Raw genomic sequence first — 19193 nt, forward strand, 5'->3', positions numbered from 1 at the left:
TCTCAAACCCCGGCATTCTCAAACCAAAGTTCGATGAAGGTCTCGTAGATTGCCGTCAGCGTCTCCAGATCCGCAACGGCGACCCGCTCGTCGACCATATGCATGGTCTGGCCGACGAGGCCGAATTCCACGACCGGGCAATAATCCTTGATGAAGCGCGCATCGGACGTACCGCCCGTCGTCGACAGCGCCGGCGATGCACCTGTGACGCTTTCCACAGCCGAGGACAATGAGGCGATCAGCGCATTGTTGCGCGTCAGGAAGACGTGGCTCGGTCGATCGGCCCAGATGATCTCGTATTTCACCGGCTCGCGGCCCGGCCGCAATACACCGTCTGCGGCTGCCGCATCGAGGCGCCTGATGATCTCCGCCCGCAGCGTATCTGCCGTCCAGGTGTCGTTGAAGCGGATATTGAAGCTCGCGGAAGCCTTGGCCGGAATGACGTTGGTCGCCGGATTGCCGACATCGATGGTCGTCACTTCGAGATTGGACGGCTGGAAATTGTCCGTGCCGGCGTCGAAGGGCGGATCCATGAGTGCTTGGGTGAGTTGCAGCATGCCGCGCACCGGATTGTCGGCAAGGTGCGGATAGGCGGCATGGCCCTGCACGCCATGCACGACAATCTTGCCGGAGAGCGAGCCGCGCCGGCCGATCTTGATCATGTCGCCGAGCTTGTTCGGATTGGTCGGCTCACCGACGACACAGGCATCCCACGTCTCGCCGCGTTCGGCGGCCCATTGCAGAACCTTGATCGTACCGTTGATCGACGGGCCTTCCTCGTCACCCGTGATCAGGAAGGAAATCGAGCCCTTCGGTGCGCCATGCTTCTCGACATGCCGGGCAACGGCTGCTGCAAAGCAGGCAATGCCGCCTTTCATATCGACCGCGCCACGGCCGAAAAGCTCGCCACCGGCGATCTCGGCGGCAAATGGCGGATGCGTCCAGGCGCCTTCGTCGCCGACAGGCACGACATCGGTATGCCCTGCAAACATCAGATGCGGTCCCTCGGTGCCGAGGCGGGCATAGAGGTTTTCGACGTCAGGCATGCCGGCCTCTTGCGCAACCATTCGGTCGATCTTGAAACCGAGCGGCGAAAGCATCGCTTCCAGCGCCGAAAGTGCTCCGCCTTCTGCCGGCGTCACGGACGGGCAGCGGATCAACGTCTGAAGATTGGCAACGGGATTCGTGGCGGTCATGGCGGTCGAATTATCCGGTGGGAATGGCAAAGGCGTGGCAAGGCGCAGACCACCTTGCCCAAAAAGACGCCGACTGTTTACCGGATCAATTCCGGGCTGTCATCAATCCCTGAGCAGTTCGTTGATGCCCGTCTTGGAACGGGTCTGCTCGTCGACGCGCTTGACGATCACAGCGCAATAGAGGTTCGGCGCCTGCTGACCGTTTGCCATCGTCTTGTCTGACGGCAGTGAGCCGGCGACGACAACGGAATAGGGCGGCACTTCGCCATAGGTGATTTCGCCGGTGGCGCGGTCGACGATCTTGGTCGACTTGCCGATGAAGACGCCCATGCCGAGCACGGAACCTTCACGCACGATGCAGCCCTCGACGACTTCCGACCGGGCGCCGATGAAGCAATTGTCCTCAATAATCGTCGGGCCGGCCTGCATCGGCTCCAGAACGCCGCCGATGCCGACGCCGCCGGAAAGATGCACATGCTTGCCGATCTGCGCGCACGAGCCGACGGTCGCCCAGGTATCGACCATCGTGCCTTCGCCGACATAGGCGCCAAGGTTGACGAAGGAGGGCATCAGGATCGCGTTCGGGGCGATATAGGCCGAGCGACGCACGACGGCGTTCGGCACGGCGCGGAAGCCGGCGGCGCGGAACTGGTTCTCGCCCCAGCCTTCGAACTTCGAGGGAACCTTGTCCCACCAGGTCGACTGGCCGGGACCGCCCTTGACGACCTCCATGTCGTTGAGGCGGAAGGAGAGCAGCACGGCCTTCTTCAGCCACTGATTGACTTTCCAGGCACCATCGGCGCCGCGTTCGGCCACGCGTGCCTTGCCTTCATCGAGCAGATTGAGAGCCGCCTCGACTGCATCGCGCACTTCACCCTTCGTCGACGTGTTCACATTGTCGCGATTGTCGAAGGCGGTTTCGATGGTCTTTTCGAGGGATGCGAGGTCGGTGGCGCTCATGAGAATTCCTTAAACTTCGATCTTTATCGTGGAGACGATGGAGTCTCCGGAATTGCGGTTGGCGGGTTGTCACCCGATCTACAGCATGCGCCCGTAAAATGGAATGATTTTTCGGACAAGATCATATCTGGATTCAAGGCGTTATAGCGACATATCCGATCACTTGTGACCGGTAATACTGAAAGGCATTTCGATATGGCAAAGGCAAGAAACGGCGGCGGACGGCGCAGGGACGGCGTCTGGGATCCGTTGAAGAGCAGTTCGAGCGACAGGCAGCGCGCGGAAGCGGTTCCGAAGACGCCGCAGACGCTCTCACCGGCTTACCGCCTTGCCTATGTGGACGAGGATTTCCTCTGCCGCGAGGAGCTGCGCCCGATCCGCCTGCAGCTCGAACTCCTGAAAGTCGAGATGATGATGGCCGAGCGCGGCATCACGTCAACCGTCGTCATGTTCGGCGGAGCCCGCATTCCGGCCCCCGGCCAGAGCGCCTGGGCAGCCCGCAACGAGACCCAGCGTGCAAATCTCGAAGCTGCATCGGTTTACTACGATGAGGCCCGCAAATTCGCCCGTCTGTGCTCACGTTACTCGGCCGGCTCCGATTTCCGCGAATATGTCGTCGTCACCGGCGGCGGCCCCGGCGTCATGGAAGCTGGTAACCGCGGTGCGGCTGATGAAGGCGCGCCCTCTATCGGCCTCAATATCGTGCTGCCGCATGAGCAGGCGCCGAATGCCTATGTGACGCCCGAGCTCAGCTTCAATTTCCACTATTTCGCGATCCGTAAGATGCATTTCATGCTGCGCGCCAAGGCCGTCGCGGTCTTCCCCGGCGGCTTCGGCACGCTGGACGAATTCTTCGAATGCCTGACGCTGATCCAGACCGGCCGCATGGAGCGCATCCCGCTACTGCTCTTCGGCTCGAAATTCTGGCAGAGCATCATCAACTTCGAGGCGCTTGCCGAATTCGGGACGATCGCGCCTGAGGACGTGAACCTGATCAGCTTCGTCGATACCGCCGATGAGGCCTGGAAGATCGTGCAGGACTTTTACGAGCATCCCGAATAAGGCAACTTCAGTGCGGCAACGAAAACCCTCTCCCCGCAAGCGGGAAGAGGGTGGGGCTCTGGGCGAGAGGCAAACCCCTCGCGATATCCAGGGAAAGACCGGTCGGCCTTTAAAGGAAAGGCCGGTCCGGCATGTCGTCGATCGAGATCACGCCGTCCTTGTTGCGGTCCATGCGATCGAAGAACTTGTTGAAGGCGGTTTCAGCCTCCTGCTTGCTGATCTGGCCGTTCTGATCGGTGTCGATGCGATGCATCATCAGTGAGGCGCCCATGATGTGGGCGCGCATCCCGTGACGACCGTCGCGGTCGGAACGGCGATGATCATTGTTTTCAGCCATGTCAGGCGCGGCATTGTCATCCGCGTCGTCTCGCTTGGCCGAGGCGGCTTCACGGCGGGCCTTGAACTGTGCCTCACGGTATTCGCGGATTTCACCCGGAGTGAGAGACCCGTCATGGTTGGTGTCGATGGCGGCAAAGATCTTCTCCATACCGTCGGTTGCCTCCTGCTTCGAAACCTTTCCGTCCTTATTGGCGTCGAACTGCTTCAGCATGCGTACAAAGGCGATTTCGCGGAAGGCGGCGCCGCGCGGTCCGCCCATCATGCCATGCTCCATCTTCCCATGGTGAGGCGGACGATTAGACTGGTCGCCCGGCGCTGCGAAGCTGGCCCCGGCGGCACCGCCGAGCAGAAGAACAGAAGAAAGCGCCGTCAGGATAAGCTTGTTGCGGTACATATCAGTGCGTCCTTTCGTAGGATGTCCCTCGATACGAAAGGTAGGACCGAACCGCGCCGCGGCCCAATTAAACATCTGTAAGATAGATGAAATTTTGGTAAGTTAGGTGGTGATCTTCTTAAGGAAATCAGCGAGATCGTCGGTGACGAAATCGATGTGATCGTCCTCGCCGCTGGTCCTCTCCCACCATTCGACAACGGTCTCTTCCAGATTGCGCGGCACGAGCAGAACGGTCTGCATGCCGAGCGCCTTCGGCACCGTCAGATTGCGCGGCAGATCTTCGAACATGGCTGCCTTGCCGGTCTCGACCTTCTTCAGCGCCGTGAACTTGTCATAGGTCGCCTGCGCCGGCTTCGGCAGGTAGTCGGCCGCCACGATATCGAAGATGTCGTCGAAATGGTCGAGGATGCCGAGCGCACCAGCTGTCGCCTGCGCATGCTGGACGCTGCCATTGGTGAAGATGAACTTGCGCCCCGGCAAGGATTTGATGGCTTCGGCGAGCTCCGGCTGCGGGGTCAGTGCCGAATAGTCGATCGCATGCGCCTTTTCGAGAAAGTCGTTGGGATCGACGCCGTGGTGGATCATCAGGCCCTGCAGCGTCGTACCGTGATCATAATAGTACTGTTTCTGCAGCTTGCGGGCTTCTTCCTGCTCCATCTGCAGGAGAGCCGAGACATAGGCCGTCATGTTCTTGTCGATCTGGGCGAAGAGATTGACGTGATGCGGATAGAGCGTGTTGTCGAGGTCGAAGACCCATTCGGTCACATGCTCGAAATCGTGTCTGCTGGGCGTACGGTCGATCTTTGTCATAGCCGCCCTTATGGCACGGCCGCGGCGCCAAGAAAATCACGAAGAGAAAATAGACGCCCGATTTTCGGCGGACGGGGCGGGCGCGGGATGGTAGAAAGCGCATATGCTTTTCGAACGCCCCGATGACGATACGCTTTATGATGCCCTGATCGCCCGCAGCGCCGATTACGAGGGCCAGGTCTATGTCTGTGTGAAAACGACAGGCATCTTCTGTCGTCTGACCTGCCCGGCGCGCAAGCCGAAACGGGAAAACACCATCTTCTTCGATACGATCGCCGCCTGCATGCATTCAGGCTTCCGCCCGTGCCTACGCTGCAGGCCGCTGGAACAGCCCGGCCGCGAACCGATTGTTGATGAACTGCTGGCACAGCTCGACAACGAGCCGGAGGTACGCTGGACCGAGGATGAGCTTGTGCGCCGGGGCCACGATCCCTCGACCGTGCGTCGCGCCTTCAAACGGGCGCTCGGCATGACTTTCCACGATATTGTCCGCTATCGCCGGCTCGGCGAGGCGGCCCGGCAACTGGCCGATGGTGCACGTGTCATCGATGCGCAGATCGACGCGGGATATGAATCTCCGAGCGGTTTTCGGGCGGCCTTCCAGCGCCTTGTCGGCAAGGCGCCGGCGCTCTCGCAGAACCGGGAACTGCTGTTTGCCGACTGGTTCGACACGCCGCTCGGACCGATGGTCGCCGTCGCTGACAAGACCCATCTGCATCTTCTCGAATTTCACGACCGCAAGGCATTGCCGACCGAACTCGAAGCCCTGCAGAAGCGTGTTCGTTCCTCGGTCGCGATTGGCCGCACGCCGGCAATCGACCAGATCGAAGCGGAAATCAGAGACTATTTCGAAGGGCGGCTGACCACCTTCAAGACGCCGCTGGCGCTTGGCGGCACGCCTTTCGAAAAACATGTCTGGGCGAAGCTCGTTGACATTCCGATTGGCCACACGCGCTCTTACGGCGATCTGGCAAGGGAGATGGAACGCCCCGAAGTCGTGCGCGCCGTCGGCCGCGCCAATGGCTCGAACCAGCTCGCCATTATCGTTCCCTGCCATCGGATCCTCGGTGCAGACGGATCGCTGACGGGTTACGGCGGGGGGCTCTGGCGCAAGCAATGGCTGCTGCGGCACGAGGAGAAGATCGGTGTACATAAGATGGAGAGGACAGCATGAACCAGACTGAGAAGGCCGAGCTTTTCGGCACGCTGCATCGCAAGGGTAACCCTGTCATTCTGTACAACATCTGGGATGCCGGAACGGCCAAGGCCGTGACGGAGGCCGGTGCGAAGGCGCTTGCGACCGGAAGCTGGTCTGTGGCTGCCGCCAATGGTTTTGGCGATGGCCAGAAGCTGCCGATGGAGGTGCTGATCGAGACCGCCCGCTCGATCACGGCCGTCAACGATCTGCCGCTCTCGGTCGATTTCGAAGGCGGCTATTCGACAGAGCCTGCCGGTGCCGCGGCCAATGTCGCAAAGCTGATCGACGCCGGTGCCGTCGGTATCAATTTTGAAGATCAAAAGGTAGGCGGGACCGGCCTTCACCCTGTTGAAGCGCAGGCGGCCCGCATCCGTACCATCAGGGAAATGGCTGAGGGAAGGGGCATCGACTTCTTCATCAATGCCCGCACCGATCTCTTCCTTCAGGAGGGCGATGGGTCCAGACATGCAGGTCTGGTCGACGCAGCGATCGAGCGCGGCAAGGCCTATGCGGCTGCGGGAGCCAGCGGCTTCTTCGTGCCCGGCCTCATCGAGCCGGCTTTGATTGAGGCGGTCTGCGCGGCTTCCACGCTGCCGGTCAATATCATGATGAAGGCAGGCGCGCCTGATCCGGCTGATCTCGCAAGACTTGGCGTTTCGCGTATCAGTTATGGTCCGGGGCCGTACCGGACCATGATGGCGAAGCTGAAGGAAGCGGCAGCAGCGATCTACACTGCCGCTGGATAGATCAGGGAACGATCAACGTGCCAACGCCGTGCTCGGTGAAGATTTCGAGCAGCACGGAATGGGCCGTCTTACCGTTCAGGATGACGACGCCCTGCACGCCCGCCCGGATGGCGTCGATGCAGGTCTCGACCTTCGGGATCATGCCGCCGGAAATCGTGCCGTCGGCGATCAGCGCATGCGCTTCGGCGACGGAAAGCTCCTTGATGAGCTTGCCCTGCTTGTCGAGCACGCCGGGCACATCCGTCAGGAACAAGAGGCGGGTGGCGTTCAGCGCACCGGCGATCGCGCCAGCGAAAGTGTCGGCGTTGATGTTGTAGGTCGCGCCATCGCGGCCCGGAGCAACCGGAGCGATAACCGGAATCATCTCGGAGCGAGCGAGAAGGTCGAGCAGCGTACGGTCGACCTCGACGACTTCGCCGACAAAGCCGAGATCGAGCACGCGCTCGATGTTGGAATCGGGGTCCTTGACGGTCTTGCGGGCCTTTTCGGCAAAGACCATGTTGCCGTCCTTGCCGCAAAGGCCGATCGCCCATTCGCCGGTCTGGTTGATCAGCGCGACGATTTCCTTGTTGATCGAGCCGGCGAGAACCATTTCGACGATCTCGACCGTCTTCTGGTCGGTAACGCGCAATCCGCCTTCGAATTTGGATTCGATACCCATCTTCGTCAGCATCGCGCCGATCTGCGGGCCGCCGCCATGCACGACGATCGGGTTGACGCCGGACTGCTTCAAAAGTGCGATATCGCTGGCGAAGGCCTTGCCGAGTTCGGGATTACCCATGGCATGGCCGCCGTACTTCACGACGATCGTCTTGTTTTCGTAGCGCTGCATGAAGGGCAGCGCCTGTGCGAGAAGACGTGCCTGGATTTCGCTTTCGGACTCGTTCATGGGGGACCCCGCGGAATTGATCGCGGCCTTTTATCTCAAGTTTTTGACAGATGGAATAATCCGGCACGCAATAGTTTTTCGTATCTAAGGCCGACCTGGAAGCCTGCCAGCTCATATTGAAACTATCGAACCGGAAATCGTTCATTCGAGGGCGACATGACTGGGGATTTTGCAGATTTAATCGGCCGCGTAGCGCTGGGTGACCGCAAGGCCTTTGCGGCGCTCTACCATCAGACCAGCCCGAAACTTCTGGCGATCTGCCTTCGTATCCTTGGGAACAGGAACGAGGCCGAAGAGGTGTTGCAGGAGGTCTACATCAAGATATGGCAGCGTGCCGGTGCCTTTACGGCGGGCTCCTCCACATCAGCCGCGTGGATTGCGGCGATTGCACGCAATCAGTCGATCGATGCGTTGAGGGCGCGCAGGCCGGTAGCCGACGAAATCGACAATGTGCCTGATCTCGCCGATGCCGGTCTCGATCCGGAAGCACAAGTCGTGATTAAGGATGAAGGAAGGCGGATTGACACCTGCATGGAAGAGTTGGAAGCTGATCGTGCGGTCGCCGTGAAACGGGCTTATGTCGAAGGGCTGAGCTATCAGGAACTGGCCGATCAGTTTGGTGTCCCGCTGAACACGGTGCGGACATGGCTAAGACGCAGCCTGCTGAAACTGAGAGAGTGCATGGAACGATGACATCGCCCGACAAAAGCAAGGGAGACCGCTCCCGGGATGAGGTTCTCGCCGGCGAATATGTGCTGGGTGTCCTCTCCCTTCAGGATCGCAGGATCGTTGAGGAGCGCATGCGCCGCGACCGGCAGTTTGCTGCCATCGTCAGCCGCTGGGAGGTCAATCTTTCCAGTTTCAATGATGAATACGGCACGGCCGCGCCAAGCCATGAAACCTTCAAGCAGATCGAGGCACGCCTATTTGCCGATGCAGAAAGCACGCCGCGCTTTTCGCACGGCCTCTGGAATTCGGCCGGTTTCTGGCGCTCGCTGACTTTTGCCTCGCTTGCAGTCACCTTGGGCGTCATCGCCTTTGCCTCGGGCCTCGTGCCCCAGCCTCCGGCATCGCCGCCGCTGGTGGCCGAGCTCTCGGGACAGAACAACCAGGTCAATCTGACAGCCTCCTACGATATCCAGAGTGGCCGGCTGAAGATCGTGCCGGTTGCGGCCGGCAAGCCGGAGGAGAAATCTCTCGAACTCTGGCTCGTGCCGGGTAGTGGGACGCCCCGTTCCCTCGGCGTTTTCCAACGGGGTATGAACGGCGAATTGCTGATCCCGACGGATATGCGCGGCCAGATTTCCGATGGCGCGACGCTGGCCGTCAGCCTGGAGCCATTCGGCGGCTCGCCCACACACCAGCCGTCAGGCCCCGTCATCGCCAGCGGTTCGATCCACAGGCCGTGAAAACAAGATCATTTTCCTGAAACTCTTCTGCAGCACCTTTCGTAGTTGCTGATATCCGGGCGGCGCAGGGCATAAAGCCTGCTGCTGCGACCGGGTGCAGAGGAGAAAATCATGTTCAAGTCCGCCTTGCGCGCAACCGCTCTCGCCGCCGCCTTTTCCGCAATTGCATTTGCCGCTGAGGCAAAGAACCCGATGGTCGGCGGTGCCGCGATGTATGCGACCAAGAATATCGTCGAGAACGCCGTCAATTCCAAGGATCACACGACCCTCGTGGCAGCCGTGAAGGCTGCCGGGCTCGTCGGCACGCTGGAGGGCAAAGGTCCCTTCACCGTCTTCGCACCGACCAACGAAGCTTTCGCAGCCTTGCCGACGGGCACCGTCGATACGCTGCTGAAACCTGAAAACAAAAACAAGCTCGTCAAGATCCTGACCTGCCACGTCGTTGCCGCCGATGCCATGTCGAAGACCGTCGCCAAGATGATCAAGGACGATGGCGGCGAGCACGACATCAAGACCGTCGGCGGTTGCGTGCTCAAGGCAAAGGAAAGCATGGGCAAGATCACGCTGACGGATGAAAATGGCGGTGTCGCCCACGTCACCATCGCCGACGTCAAACAGTCGAACGGCGTCATCCACGTCGTCGACGAGGTGCTGCTGCCGAAGATGTAAATTCAAGTATCGGCAGAGGCAGGGGCGTCTTTCGGGGCGCCTCTTTTATTTCCAGTTGGCTATGCCGACCGTTTCGGCGATCGCCTGCCGCAGCTCGTCCAATCCTTCGTTCTTTTCCGAGGAAGTGGAAAGCACAGCCGGATAGGCGGCGGGACGCTTGCGGATCCTCTCCGATGTTTCGGCAAGCAGCTTTGGCACGGCAGGCGCTTTGATCTTGTCCGTCTTGGTCAACACGATCTGGTAGGAGACGGCCGCCTTGTCGAGCAACGTCAGGACGTCATCGTCGTTCTTCTTGATGCCGTGGCGGCTGTCGATCAGCACATAGACGCGCTTCAGCGTCGAACGGCCGCGCAAATAGTCGAAGACGAGTCTTGTCCAGTTATCCACCTGCTCCTTCGGCGCCTGTGCATAGCCATAGCCCGGCATGTCGACCAGCGCCATCGGCGGCAGGTCGCTGCCCTCGCCGGAATAGCCGTCCGGAACGAAGTAGTTGAGCTCCTGCGTACGGCCCGGCGTATTGGAGGTGCGCGCCAGACCTTTCTGACCGACCAGCGCGTTGATCAGCGACGATTTGCCGACATTCGACCGGCCGGCGAAAGCGACTTCCAGCGGCCCTTCCGGCGGTAGGAATTTCATGGAAGGCACGCCGCGGATGAAGATCCAGGGGTGGCCGAAGAGCGGCTTTGCGATTTCAGTCATATGAATTCTGCAATCTCCGGGTTCGGTAATGAAACCGGCTTCATGTTTTTAAGACCTATTGTCAAGGTTCGCCTACTGCATAATTCCTTAAATCGGAATCGATTTAAGGATGAAATTATGCAGCAATTTAAAGTGCTACAGCGTCCTTTGCGCGTCTGAAAAGACGCGCGGCGCTGTAGTTGAGTGCTTCGGCGGCTCGAAACAAAAAGCCCCGCCGAAGCAGGGCTTTTCGACTATTTCGATGGCGCCGGTTTTCGCTTGAACAGGCCCTTCAGATTGTCGAAGAGCTCGATCTTCACTCCGTGACGTTTCATGATCACCGACTGCTGCAGTACCGAGAGCGTGTTATTCCAGGCCCAGTAAATCACGAGGCCTGCCGGGAAGCTTGCCAGCATGAAGGTGAAGACCAGCGGCATCCAGTTGAAGATCATCGCCTGCGTCGGATCCGGCGGGGTCGGATTCATACGCATCTGCACGAACATGGTGACACCCATGATCAGCGGCCAGACGCCGAGATGCAGCAAGGCCGGCGCTTCGAAGGGCAGCAGGCCGAAGAGGTTGACGATCGTCGTCGGATCGGGTGCCGAAAGGTCCTTGATCCAGCCGAAGAACGGCGCGTGGCGCATCTCGATAGTGATGTAGATCACCTTATAGAGCGAGAAAAAGATCGGGATCTGCAGCGCCACCGGCCAGCAGCCGGCAATCGGGTTGATCTTCTCTTCCTTGTAAAGCTGCATCATCGCCTGCTGCAGGCCCATCCGGTCGTCGCCGAACTTGGCCTTCAGCTCCTCCATCTTCGGCTGCACGCGCTTCATGTTCGCCATCGAAGCATACTGCTTGCTGGCGAGCGGGAAGAACAGTGCCTTGACGACGATGGTCGTGCACAGAATCGCCACGCCGAAATTGCCGAAGTAGCGGAAGAAGAAGTCCATCAGCTTGAACATCGGCTTGGTGATGAAATAGAACCAACCCCAGTCGATCAGGCGGTCGAAGCGCGGGATGTCGTAGCTCGCTTCGTAACCGTCGATGACGGGAACTTCCTTGGCACCGGCAAATACCAGGTTCTTGATTTCGATCGACTGACCCGGCGCGATCGTGAAAGCATCACCCTTGTAGTCTGCCTGAAAACGTGGCTGACCGTCCGTGAAATGCGAGAAGCGGGCGTCATAGGCTGTCTGCTGCGGCGGGATGATCGTGGCCGCCCAGTATTTGTCGGTGATGCCGAACCAGCCGCCGGTAGATTTTGCCGGGGCGACGGCTTCCTTCTCGACCGCCGTATACTTGCTCTCGATCAAGCCGTCGTCGCCGATGACACCAATGAAGCCCTCATGAAGAACGTATACAGATGGCGTTGTCGGCTTGTTGTAGCGTGTTACGCGGCCATAGGAGGAGAGGGAAATAGGCGTCTCGCCGGTATTCTGGATCTTGTCCGTCACCGTGAACATATAGCGTTCGTCGACGGAGATCGTGCGAGCGAAGGTGATGCCTCTGTCATTTGTATAAGTTAGCGTCACCGGTGTTTTTTCGGTGAGCTTTGCGCCATCGGGCGCGGTCCAGACGGTAGATGGGCCGGGAACGCTGCCAATCGCATCGCCGCCGATGTAACCGAGTTCGGTGAAATAGCCGTCCTTGGTTTCGGCCGGCGAGAAGAGCGTGATGATCGGGCTCGAGTCGTCGACGGTCTCGTGATAGGCCTTGAGCCTCAGGTCATCGAGGCGAGCGCCGACGAGGTTGATGGAGCCGGAAAGGGCTGCGGTGTCGATGGTAACGCGCGGAGCCTTTGCAAGTGCTTCTTCGCGGGTCGCAGTCGCGGCGGCCTGACCCGTCGGGGCGGCGCCATTCGGCTGGGCGGCCTGGCTGTTGGCTGCCGGCTGCTGCGTCTGCTCGGTCTGCTGCTGTGCCTTCTGGGCCTCCTGAACCTTGCGCTGAGCTTCGATGCGCGGGTTCATATAGAGGAACTGCCAGCCAAGGACGATCAGCACCGAGAGAGCGATCGCAATGAAGTAATTGCGGTTGTTTTGCATCATACGTTCCTGGGGCGCTCGTCTTTCGAGCGCCGGTGTTTCGGCCTGGTTTCCACGCGGACTTTCAGTTCCGCGGCCAGTTCATGAAAGGACGCCGTCAACACGTCCCTGCGGGCGACAACCACATAGTCGTGTCCGGGCTGCATTGCAAACCCTGCATGAAGCCGCACCGCCTCTTTCAGGCGTCGCCGCATGCGGTTTCTTTCAACCGCGTTGCCATGTTTTTTGGTGACTGTGAAGCCGACGCGGGCTTCGCCCTCTTCCTTACGGTCCAGAACCTCGAGAAGGAAGAGACTGCCGCGGCGCTTTTCGCCTTCGCGGACTGCAAGAAACTGCGGGCGGCTTTTGAGCCGCCCGGCAATCATTTTGTCTTCTTTGGTCTTCGAACCGCCCGTCATTTTCTATCGGGCACTTCCGGCCTTAGGCCGAAAGACGCTTGCGGCCGCGAGCGCGGCGAGCAACGATGACCTTGCGGCCGCCCTTAGTGGCCATACGCGCACGGAAACCGTGGCGGCGCTTGCGAACAAGCTTCGAGGGCTGATATGTACGCTTCATTTATTTAAACACCGCGGAGTGCGGCCCTTCTTGAATTTGCACGATGCAAGGAGCGTTATTTTTCGAACGGACGAGGTCGCGAAAGACCTTGAATGACCGGACGTGCGGCGGCTTATACGGATGAAGCCTGCCAAAGTCAATTATGACAGGCAGTTTCCCCGGATGCGCCAGGCAAACGGCAAGATTTCGCACTCAGGTGTTAACGAATGCAACTTATCACCATTCGGTTGTATATTTCAACATAAAGCTTTCGCGGGCTTTCAATCGCAGCTTTTATTCCTTGATGGTGCTCGGCTTTAGGCGAAGCATACTGCGGGCTGCAGTAAGTATGGGTAATTTCTTGTAGCTGATATTGTTAATATTCGAAATACAACATTAACGAATTTACCCGATCTTCAAGTGCATCGGCTGGGAATTTGTTTTCCAGGCATTGTGTGAAGTGAGGAGTGTTCGTTGAAAATCCGCGGCAAAATCAACCTTCTTGTCTCCGTCATGGGCGGCGTAGCGCTTTTGATCGGTGCCACTGCGCTCTCGGCGATGCGCGAATACAACGAAAACCTGACGGCTTACGAGCATGCCGCAGCCCGCGCTTATGCCGGAGAACGCCTCAACCGCTTCGTCACCGCCGTCGTCATGGAATCGCGCGGCATCTATGCCGCAAAGAGCCTCGAACAGACGCCGGCCTTCGGTAAGGGCCTGATGGCCGATCTGGACGAAATCGACAAGGTCATTGCCGGCTGGGCGCCGCTCGTGCCGGACAGCCAGAAGGCTTCCTTCACCAAGCTTGTCGACCGCGCCAAGGAATTTCGCACCTTCCGTACTGAGACGGCGCGCCTCGGCACGGAGGTCAGCCCGCAGGCGGCCAATGAGCAGGGTAACAACGACGCCAACCGCGCCAACCGCAAGGCCTTCCAGGCCGAGATCGACGCGATCGTCAACACCGACAAGGCCGAACTGACGGCCGTGCGCGATCAGATCGAAGATTTCCGCAGCTGGATCCTGACTCTGGTGCTCAGCATCACCGGCATCGGCATCGCAGTCGGCGTCGGCATGGGTTTCTATATCGGCACCAGCCACCTGAGCCGGCCGATCAAGAAGGTGACGGATGCGATCAAGGAAGTTGCCGACGGCAACTTCCAGGCCGAGGTGCCCTTTGCCGGCCGCAAGGATGAAATCGGCGAAATGGCCGCCGCCGTTGCCGTCTTCAAGGAAAACGGCCTCGCCATCCAGCGCATGAACGCCCAGGAGGCGGCGATGCGGGCAAAAAGCGACGACCTGCAGTCCAGCATGTCCGTCGTCGTGGCGGCCGCTGCCGCCGGCGATTTCAGCCACCGCATCAACAAGGATTATGAAGACGAGAGCCTCAACCAGTTCGCCGGCAATATCAACACGCTGCTGTCGAGCGTCGATACCGGCGTCAACGAAACCCGCCGGGTCATTGCAAGCCTTGCTGAAGGCGACCTGACGCAGACCATGCGCGGTCAATTCCAGGGCGTCTTTGCCGAGCTGCAGAAAAACGTCAACAATACGTTTGTGACGCTGCAGACGACGATGCGCGAGGTGCGCGAGACGACTGAAGCAATCAACGGCAATACCAACGAGTTGCGCAACGCCAGTGACGATCTGTCCAAGCGCACTGAACAGCAGGCTGCAGCACTTGAGGAAACCTCCGCGGCTCTCGATGAGATCACGGCCGTCGTGCAGAACTCCACCGAACGCGCCCAGGAGGCCACCGTCATGGTCTCTGAGGCAAAAGACAATGCCGGCCGCTCCGGCGTCGTGGTCCGCAATGCAGTCGACGCCATGGGCCGCATCGAGCAGGCCTCCCGCGAGATCAGCCAGATCATCAATGTCATCGACGAGATCGCCTTCCAGACCAACCTGCTGGCGCTGAATGCCGGCGTCGAGGCGGCACGTGCCGGTGAGGCCGGCAAGGGCTTTGCGGTCGTCGCACAGGAAGTGCGTGAACTGGCCCAGCGCTCGGCGACTGCCGCCAAGGATATCAAGGCACTCATCACCAAGTCGGGCGACGAAGTGCAGGTCGGCGTCAAGCTGGTTCAGGCGACGGGCGAGGCGCTGTCCGAGATCGAGACACGGGTCATCGCCATCAACGACCATATTCATTCGATCGCAACGGCGGCCAAGGAACAGTCGACTGGCCTCAAGGAAGTCAACACCGCCGTCAACCAGATGGACCAGGTTACCCAGCAGAACGCCGCGATGGTCGAAGAAACCTCGGCTGCGACCCACAAACTGTCAGCCGAAGCCGATGGCCTCGTGCGCCTCATCTCCCGTTTCAAGGTCTCGAACGACGCACAGGCGGCGGTGGTCGTTGCCCGCCAACAGCATCACCAGCCGGTCGCCTCTCCAGCGCGCCGCGCGATCGGCCGCGTTGCCCGCGCCTTCGGCGGCAATGCCGCCGCGGCAGAGCAGAGCTGGGAAGAGTTCTGACAGCGTTCACAAACGGTACCGGAGCGCCGCCTGCGGGCGGCGCTTTCGTTTGTGACGACTTGCCGCTGCTCGCAAAGATTTGAAAGCGGACCATTCTCGTCTAATATAAAAGCTCACGCTGATGGCGGCCTTTCGCCGCACGGACAAGACGAGATGCCGGTTCAGGACCAGGGCGAGACCTCCCAGACGGAAAACACCGCGGCCGGTGAGGCTGCCAGGGGCTCGTATCCGCGTGCCGGCAAGTTCGGCGGCCTTTCGGGCAAGCTGCTCTGGCTCACCGTCTTCTTCATCATGCTGGCGGAAATCCTGATCTTCTTTCCTTCGATTGCAAGCATGCGCATTCGCTGGCTCGAGGATCGGCTGAATACGGCTGCTGCGGCCGCAATCGTCATCGATGGCCTGCAGCCGGTGGAACTGCCGCGCGCGTTGCAGAAGGAAACGCTGGAAGCGACGGGTACCAAAGCGATCGTGCTGCGCAAGGACGGCACCTCCCGGCTACTTGCCATGAGCGGGATGCCGACCTCGGTCGATGAATCCTATGATCTCACGGACATCCCGCCATTGACCGCGATGCGCGACGCGCTGGACACGATGATCTTCGGCGGCAACCGGATGATCCGCGTCTATGGCGCGGTCGGCGAGACCGATACCGGCGTTGAGGTCGTCATGAAAGACAGGCCGCTGCGCAAGGCCATGTTCGGCTATGCCCGCAACGTGCTGCTTCTGTCGATCCTGATTTCGTTCTTTACCGCGACGCTGATCTTCTTTGCGATCAACCGCATCCTCATTCGCCCGATCCGCAGGCTGACGGGCAGCATGCAGCAATTTGCCTCCGATCCCGAAAATCCGCAGCATGTCTACGTCGGCGACGGCGGTCGCGACGAGCTGGCCGTTGCGGGGCGCAACCTGACCTCGATGCAGCTCGAACTGCAGAAGACTCTGAAGCAGCAGAAAAATCTCGCAGCCCTCGGCCTCGCTGTCTCGAAGATCAATCACGACATGCGCAACATCCTGGCATCCGCGCAGCTCATGTCGGACCGCCTTGTCGATGTCGACGATCCCATGGTGAAAAGTTTCGCGCCGAAGCTGCTGCGCACCATCGATCGGGCCGTCGGCTACACGACCGAAGTCCTCTCTTATGGCAAGGCAACCGAATCGGCGCCGCGCCGCCGCCGCATCCGCCTTTATGAGCTGGTGCAGGAGGTGAAGGATATCCTGGCGATCGATCCGCAGAGCGGCGTCGAGTTCATCGAGCAGATGGGGCCGGATCTGGAAGTGGATGCCGACAGCGAGCAATTGTTCCGCATCATTCACAATCTCTGCCGAAACGCCCTGCAGGCGCTTACCTCGCCGGGCGAGGAGAGGGCCGGGATCGTCAGGCGCATCACGGTCGCCGCCCAGCGCGTCGGCAGCGTCGTCAGCATTACGGTGGACGATACAGGCCCGGGTATGCCGCTGAAGGCGCGGCAGAACCTCTTTGCCGCCTTCCGCGGTTCGGCGCGTTCGGGCGGCACGGGTCTTGGCCTCACTATCGCCCGGGAACTGGTGCTGGCGCATGGCGGCACCATCGCCCTTGTGGAAAAGCCCTCGGTCGGCACGCAGTTCCGCATCGAAATTCCGGATCGCCCGGTTTCGCTGGAAGATTACCGCAGCCGGTCCCACGCCGAAAAGTGATGCAATTTCCGCAAGTGAGCTTTGCGGAATCAAAGTCGCGATTTTTTTCGAATTGCTATTGCATTGCCCGAAAAGACCCTTTAGAGAACCGCCCACGCAAGCGGCTCGGCCGCCTCTGCAAGCGCACCCGTAGCTCAGCTGGATAGAGCACCAGACTACGAATCTGGGGGTCAGGAGTTCGAATCTCTTCGGGTGCGCCATTATCCTCCTAATGAATTGAATCTGAAAAACATCTAGGGTTTCAGAGTCTTAGCGAGAGCCGCCTAGTACACAACGGTATCGCACAAGGGTGGGATACTCGATGGCAGGGCTCAGCAACCGGCCACCTTCATCACCCTGCTTCCGAATGAACGCCTTCTGTGCGTCCGAAAACTGCGATGCCTTCATCGTCTTCCGTTCCTTTCCCAGCCAGGAAAATGCAGCGGAAAACTCTAACCAAAACTGGTCCAGTTTGAAGGGGTCAGATCAGATCATTCAGATCAATGTCCTGAGCCGGAGGGCTCCACCTCCCATGTTTACATGCGACAAATTTAGGGATATTTTATATCCATAATATGTGCTGATTTTCTCCACGCCGGAACGCATCAATGATTTTAAAGAGCCAAGTCGAGTGGGTGCTGCATTGCTGCGCCATTCTCGCTGGCCTGCCCGATGGGCGCTATCTGTCGACCAAGGCGCTGGCAGAATTGCACGGGCTTCCGAAGGAATACCTATCCAAGGCACTGCAGAGCCTGTCTCAGGCAGGGCTCGTTCATTCGACCCTCGGCCCATCCGGTGGCTATCGCCTCGCAAGACCGCCGGCGGAATTGACCTTTCTCGATATCGCGGAGGCGGTGGAAGGCAAAGCGCGGACCTTTGTCTGCGCCAACATCCGCGCCAACAACCCCTGCCGCCCGAAGGGCTATTGCGACAGCAGCCCCTGCGCCGTGGCTCGCATCATGTGGGAAGCCGACGAAGCATGGCGCCAGAAACTGCGCAGCGTCACGCTGGCGGATCTTGGAGAGATACTGTCGCAAGAAACGCCTCCAGCCATCTGGAACGATACTTTCGAGTGGGTTCTAAAGCGCGCTGGATGAGCGCCCTCCAGTACTCGGAGCGAAAGACCCGCCGCTGGTTGTTGCTCGCACATACACGAGGCTTTCGGCAGGCACAGCCAGCGAAAGACCGCTTGCTCCGCATTGATCATGGATGAGGTCGATGATCTCGTTCCTGGCTGAGATTCCTATGGCGAGACTGGGGACTCGGAACTGCAACTCCACTTCGATCGCAATCGCGTCGATGGTCTTCAGGGCGACGGCCGGTGGCGGATCCTTGACAATACGGCTGCTGCCTTGCAGCACGGACCGCATGGCTTCCTCGACAAAGCTTGGCCTTTGCCCAGCGGCAAAGCGCACGGTTAACACGATCTGATGCGTCTCGTCGGGGCGGCTGAGGCTGGTCAGGCCTTGCCTCGCCAGCATACTGTTTGGCAGCACGACGATGTTGTTGGCGCCGGTCAGCAGGTTGGTTGAGCGCCAGTTGGTCTCGGTGACACGACCCGCGGTGCCGTCGTTCAATTGGACCCAGTCGCCAATGGCATAGGCCTTGCCGAGCGTCAGTGCGATGCCGGAAAAGACGTCGCCGAGTGTGTTCTGTAAAGCCAGACCCAGGATGACGGCAACGATGCCGGAGGTCGTCACCAATGTGGCGATCGGCATACCGAAAACGAAGCCGGTGACCGACAGCGCCATGCCGACATAGACGACGGCTACAGCCATATCCAGGATGAGGTGGGCTTCCCGCGGCTTACGGTTGAGTCGGACATAGATATGGAGGAAGCCGATGATCGTCCAAGCGAGATGGGTCCACCAGAGAATTCTGGCCGACTTGGAGAGCAGCGCGACAAAACCCTGCGTGTAGACGTCATCGGGCTGATGCGGAGCGATGCCCCCCATGTAGAGCACAAGGCTCATGCCGGTGAAGAACAGGATCTGGGCGATCAGGCGTCCCGTCGGACGGTTCCTGCCTTGAACGTGCCATACGACGATACCGGCAATCCCCAGGATGTTGATCAGCAGGAACGGCAAGAAGTGGTCATCGCCAAACATGGTTAGGAATCACCGATAACGGTTGATCGCG

Annotated in this window: 19 protein-coding genes and 1 tRNA gene; 10 read left to right on the top strand and 10 right to left on the bottom strand. The window is 59.8% G+C overall.

Features of this window, described 5'->3' with window-relative positions; genetic code table 11:
• Positions 1-2: 2 nt before the first annotated feature.
• Both dapE and dapD read right to left on the bottom strand, forming a co-directional pair.
• Entirely contained in the window at positions 3-1196 is a 1194-nt protein-coding gene (gene dapE, locus FHT82_RS07715; RefSeq protein WP_183728009.1) for a succinyl-diaminopimelate desuccinylase, read from the bottom strand.
• 102 nt (positions 1197-1298) lie between these two features.
• The gene (gene dapD / locus FHT82_RS07720; protein WP_183728012.1) at positions 1299-2156 is read right to left on the bottom strand and encodes a 2,3,4,5-tetrahydropyridine-2,6-dicarboxylate N-succinyltransferase; all 858 of its coding nucleotides are present in this window, start codon (positions 2154-2156) and stop codon (positions 1299-1301) included.
• Between the two features lie 195 nt (positions 2157-2351).
• Between dapD and FHT82_RS07725 the strand changes: the two genes are divergently transcribed.
• Positions 2352-3218, top strand: a complete 867-nt coding sequence (locus FHT82_RS07725; protein ID WP_183728015.1) for an LOG family protein — start codon at positions 2352-2354, stop codon at positions 3216-3218.
• A gap of 109 nt (positions 3219-3327) precedes the next feature.
• Here FHT82_RS07725 and FHT82_RS07730 read toward each other — a convergent pair whose 3' ends face one another.
• Together FHT82_RS07730 and FHT82_RS07735 are read right to left on the bottom strand one after the other, a co-directional pair.
• Positions 3328-3951, bottom strand: coding sequence for an EF-hand domain-containing protein (locus FHT82_RS07730; RefSeq protein ID WP_183728018.1), 624 nt, complete (start codon positions 3949-3951; stop codon positions 3328-3330).
• A 102-nt stretch (positions 3952-4053) separates the two neighbouring features.
• Complete coding sequence (locus FHT82_RS07735; RefSeq protein WP_183728021.1) at positions 4054-4761, bottom strand: pyrimidine 5'-nucleotidase; 708 nt, start codon at positions 4759-4761, stop codon at positions 4054-4056.
• Between the two features lie 103 nt (positions 4762-4864).
• On the opposite strand from FHT82_RS07735, the gene FHT82_RS07740 reads away from it, so the two are divergent.
• Positions 4865-5935 carry a trifunctional transcriptional activator/DNA repair protein Ada/methylated-DNA--[protein]-cysteine S-methyltransferase gene (locus tag FHT82_RS07740; protein ID WP_183728024.1) on the top strand — a complete coding sequence of 357 codons (1071 nt, stop codon included), beginning with the start codon at positions 4865-4867 and terminating at the stop codon, positions 5933-5935.
• A complete protein-coding gene (locus FHT82_RS07745; protein WP_183728027.1) occupies positions 5932-6705 on the top strand; it encodes an isocitrate lyase/phosphoenolpyruvate mutase family protein in 774 nt (257 codons plus the stop codon). The genes FHT82_RS07740 and FHT82_RS07745 overlap by 4 nt, the downstream gene beginning before the upstream one ends.
• 1 nt (position 6706) lies before the next feature.
• On the opposite strand, the gene argB is transcribed toward FHT82_RS07745, so the two are convergent.
• Positions 6707-7594, bottom strand: a complete 888-nt coding sequence (argB, locus tag FHT82_RS07750) for an acetylglutamate kinase (protein WP_183728030.1) — start codon at positions 7592-7594, stop codon at positions 6707-6709.
• A gap of 156 nt (positions 7595-7750) precedes the next feature.
• Here argB and FHT82_RS07755 point away from each other — a divergent pair, with 156 nt between their 5' ends.
• The 3 genes from FHT82_RS07755 to FHT82_RS07765 all read left to right on the top strand — a co-directional run bounded on the left by FHT82_RS07755 (position 7751) and on the right by FHT82_RS07765 (position 9672).
• Positions 7751-8287, top strand: a complete 537-nt coding sequence (locus FHT82_RS07755) for a sigma-70 family RNA polymerase sigma factor (protein ID WP_183728033.1) — start codon at positions 7751-7753, stop codon at positions 8285-8287.
• On the top strand, positions 8284-9003 hold the full coding sequence (locus tag FHT82_RS07760) for an anti-sigma factor (protein ID WP_183728036.1): 720 nt from the start codon (positions 8284-8286) through the stop codon (positions 9001-9003). The genes FHT82_RS07755 and FHT82_RS07760 overlap by 4 nt, the downstream gene beginning before the upstream one ends.
• A gap of 111 nt (positions 9004-9114) precedes the next feature.
• Positions 9115-9672: a fasciclin domain-containing protein gene (locus FHT82_RS07765; protein ID WP_183728038.1), complete on the top strand. Its 558-nt coding sequence runs from the start codon at positions 9115-9117 to the stop codon at positions 9670-9672.
• A gap of 45 nt (positions 9673-9717) precedes the next feature.
• Here FHT82_RS07765 and yihA read toward each other — a convergent pair whose 3' ends face one another.
• The 4 genes from yihA to rpmH all read right to left on the bottom strand — a co-directional run bounded on the left by yihA (position 9718) and on the right by rpmH (position 12950).
• Positions 9718-10371, bottom strand: coding sequence for a ribosome biogenesis GTP-binding protein YihA/YsxC (yihA, locus tag FHT82_RS07770; RefSeq protein ID WP_183728041.1), 654 nt, complete (start codon positions 10369-10371; stop codon positions 9718-9720).
• Between the two features lie 233 nt (positions 10372-10604).
• Positions 10605-12395: a membrane protein insertase YidC gene (yidC, locus tag FHT82_RS07775; protein WP_183729188.1), complete on the bottom strand. Its 1791-nt coding sequence runs from the start codon at positions 12393-12395 to the stop codon at positions 10605-10607.
• The gene (gene rnpA / locus FHT82_RS07780) at positions 12395-12793 is read right to left on the bottom strand and encodes a ribonuclease P protein component (RefSeq protein WP_183728044.1); all 399 of its coding nucleotides are present in this window, start codon (positions 12791-12793) and stop codon (positions 12395-12397) included. Before rnpA ends, yidC begins: the two co-directional genes overlap by 1 nt.
• 22 nt (positions 12794-12815) lie before the next feature.
• Positions 12816-12950, bottom strand: a complete 135-nt coding sequence (gene rpmH, locus FHT82_RS07785; protein ID WP_016552555.1) for a 50S ribosomal protein L34 — start codon at positions 12948-12950, stop codon at positions 12816-12818.
• Between the two features lie 453 nt (positions 12951-13403).
• Between rpmH and FHT82_RS07790 the strand changes: the two genes are divergently transcribed.
• From FHT82_RS07790 to FHT82_RS07805, 4 genes are all read left to right on the top strand, one after another.
• Complete coding sequence (locus FHT82_RS07790) at positions 13404-15401, top strand: methyl-accepting chemotaxis protein (protein WP_183728047.1); 1998 nt, start codon at positions 13404-13406, stop codon at positions 15399-15401.
• A 153-nt stretch (positions 15402-15554) separates the two neighbouring features.
• Entirely contained in the window at positions 15555-17075 is a 1521-nt protein-coding gene (locus FHT82_RS07795; RefSeq protein WP_183728050.1) for a HAMP domain-containing sensor histidine kinase, read from the top strand.
• A gap of 123 nt (positions 17076-17198) precedes the next feature.
• Positions 17199-17275, top strand: a tRNA-Arg gene (locus FHT82_RS07800).
• A 387-nt stretch (positions 17276-17662) separates the two neighbouring features.
• Positions 17663-18151 (top strand): Rrf2 family transcriptional regulator, encoded by a 489-nt coding sequence (locus tag FHT82_RS07805; RefSeq protein ID WP_183728051.1) that lies wholly within the window; start codon positions 17663-17665, stop codon positions 18149-18151.
• Here the strand turns inward: FHT82_RS07805 and FHT82_RS07810 are convergent.
• On the bottom strand, positions 18134-19162 hold the full coding sequence (locus FHT82_RS07810) for a mechanosensitive ion channel family protein (protein ID WP_183728054.1): 1029 nt from the start codon (positions 19160-19162) through the stop codon (positions 18134-18136). The two genes, FHT82_RS07805 and FHT82_RS07810, sit on opposite strands and share 18 nt — an antisense overlap.
• Positions 19163-19193: the final 31 nt, after the last annotated feature.

This window comes from Rhizobium sp. BK275, assembly GCF_014193555.1.
Classification (GTDB): Bacteria; Pseudomonadota; Alphaproteobacteria; order Rhizobiales; family Rhizobiaceae; genus Rhizobium.

Excerpts from the sequence above, each read along its gene's own strand:
- FHT82_RS07730 (WP_183728018.1), bottom strand. The coding sequence starts at position 3,951 with ATGTACCGCAACAAGCTTATCCTGACGGCGCTTTCTTCTGTTCTTCTG.
- dapE (WP_183728009.1), bottom strand. The coding sequence starts at position 1,196 with ATGACCGCCACGAATCCCGTTGCCAATCTTCAGACGTTGATCCGCTGC.
- FHT82_RS07740 (WP_183728024.1), top strand. The coding sequence starts at position 4,865 with ATGCTTTTCGAACGCCCCGATGACGATACGCTTTATGATGCCCTGATC.
- FHT82_RS07735 (WP_183728021.1), bottom strand. The coding sequence starts at position 4,761 with ATGACAAAGATCGACCGTACGCCCAGCAGACACGATTTCGAGCATGTG.
- FHT82_RS07810 (WP_183728054.1), bottom strand. The coding sequence starts at position 19,162 with ATGTTTGGCGATGACCACTTCTTGCCGTTCCTGCTGATCAACATCCTG.
- FHT82_RS07760 (WP_183728036.1), top strand. The coding sequence starts at position 8,284 with ATGACATCGCCCGACAAAAGCAAGGGAGACCGCTCCCGGGATGAGGTT.
- yidC (WP_183729188.1), bottom strand. The coding sequence starts at position 12,395 with ATGCAAAACAACCGCAATTACTTCATTGCGATCGCTCTCTCGGTGCTG.
- FHT82_RS07755 (WP_183728033.1), top strand. The coding sequence starts at position 7,751 with ATGACTGGGGATTTTGCAGATTTAATCGGCCGCGTAGCGCTGGGTGAC.
- FHT82_RS07725 (WP_183728015.1), top strand. The coding sequence starts at position 2,352 with ATGGCAAAGGCAAGAAACGGCGGCGGACGGCGCAGGGACGGCGTCTGG.
- FHT82_RS07805 (WP_183728051.1), top strand. The coding sequence starts at position 17,663 with ATGATTTTAAAGAGCCAAGTCGAGTGGGTGCTGCATTGCTGCGCCATT.
- argB (WP_183728030.1), bottom strand. The coding sequence starts at position 7,594 with ATGAACGAGTCCGAAAGCGAAATCCAGGCACGTCTTCTCGCACAGGCG.
- rpmH (WP_016552555.1), bottom strand. The coding sequence starts at position 12,950 with ATGAAGCGTACATATCAGCCCTCGAAGCTTGTTCGCAAGCGCCGCCAC.
- yihA (WP_183728041.1), bottom strand. The coding sequence starts at position 10,371 with ATGACTGAAATCGCAAAGCCGCTCTTCGGCCACCCCTGGATCTTCATC.
- FHT82_RS07745 (WP_183728027.1), top strand. The coding sequence starts at position 5,932 with ATGAACCAGACTGAGAAGGCCGAGCTTTTCGGCACGCTGCATCGCAAG.
- FHT82_RS07765 (WP_183728038.1), top strand. The coding sequence starts at position 9,115 with ATGTTCAAGTCCGCCTTGCGCGCAACCGCTCTCGCCGCCGCCTTTTCC.
- dapD (WP_183728012.1), bottom strand. The coding sequence starts at position 2,156 with ATGAGCGCCACCGACCTCGCATCCCTCGAAAAGACCATCGAAACCGCC.
- FHT82_RS07795 (WP_183728050.1), top strand. The coding sequence starts at position 15,555 with ATGCCGGTTCAGGACCAGGGCGAGACCTCCCAGACGGAAAACACCGCG.
- rnpA (WP_183728044.1), bottom strand. The coding sequence starts at position 12,793 with ATGACGGGCGGTTCGAAGACCAAAGAAGACAAAATGATTGCCGGGCGG.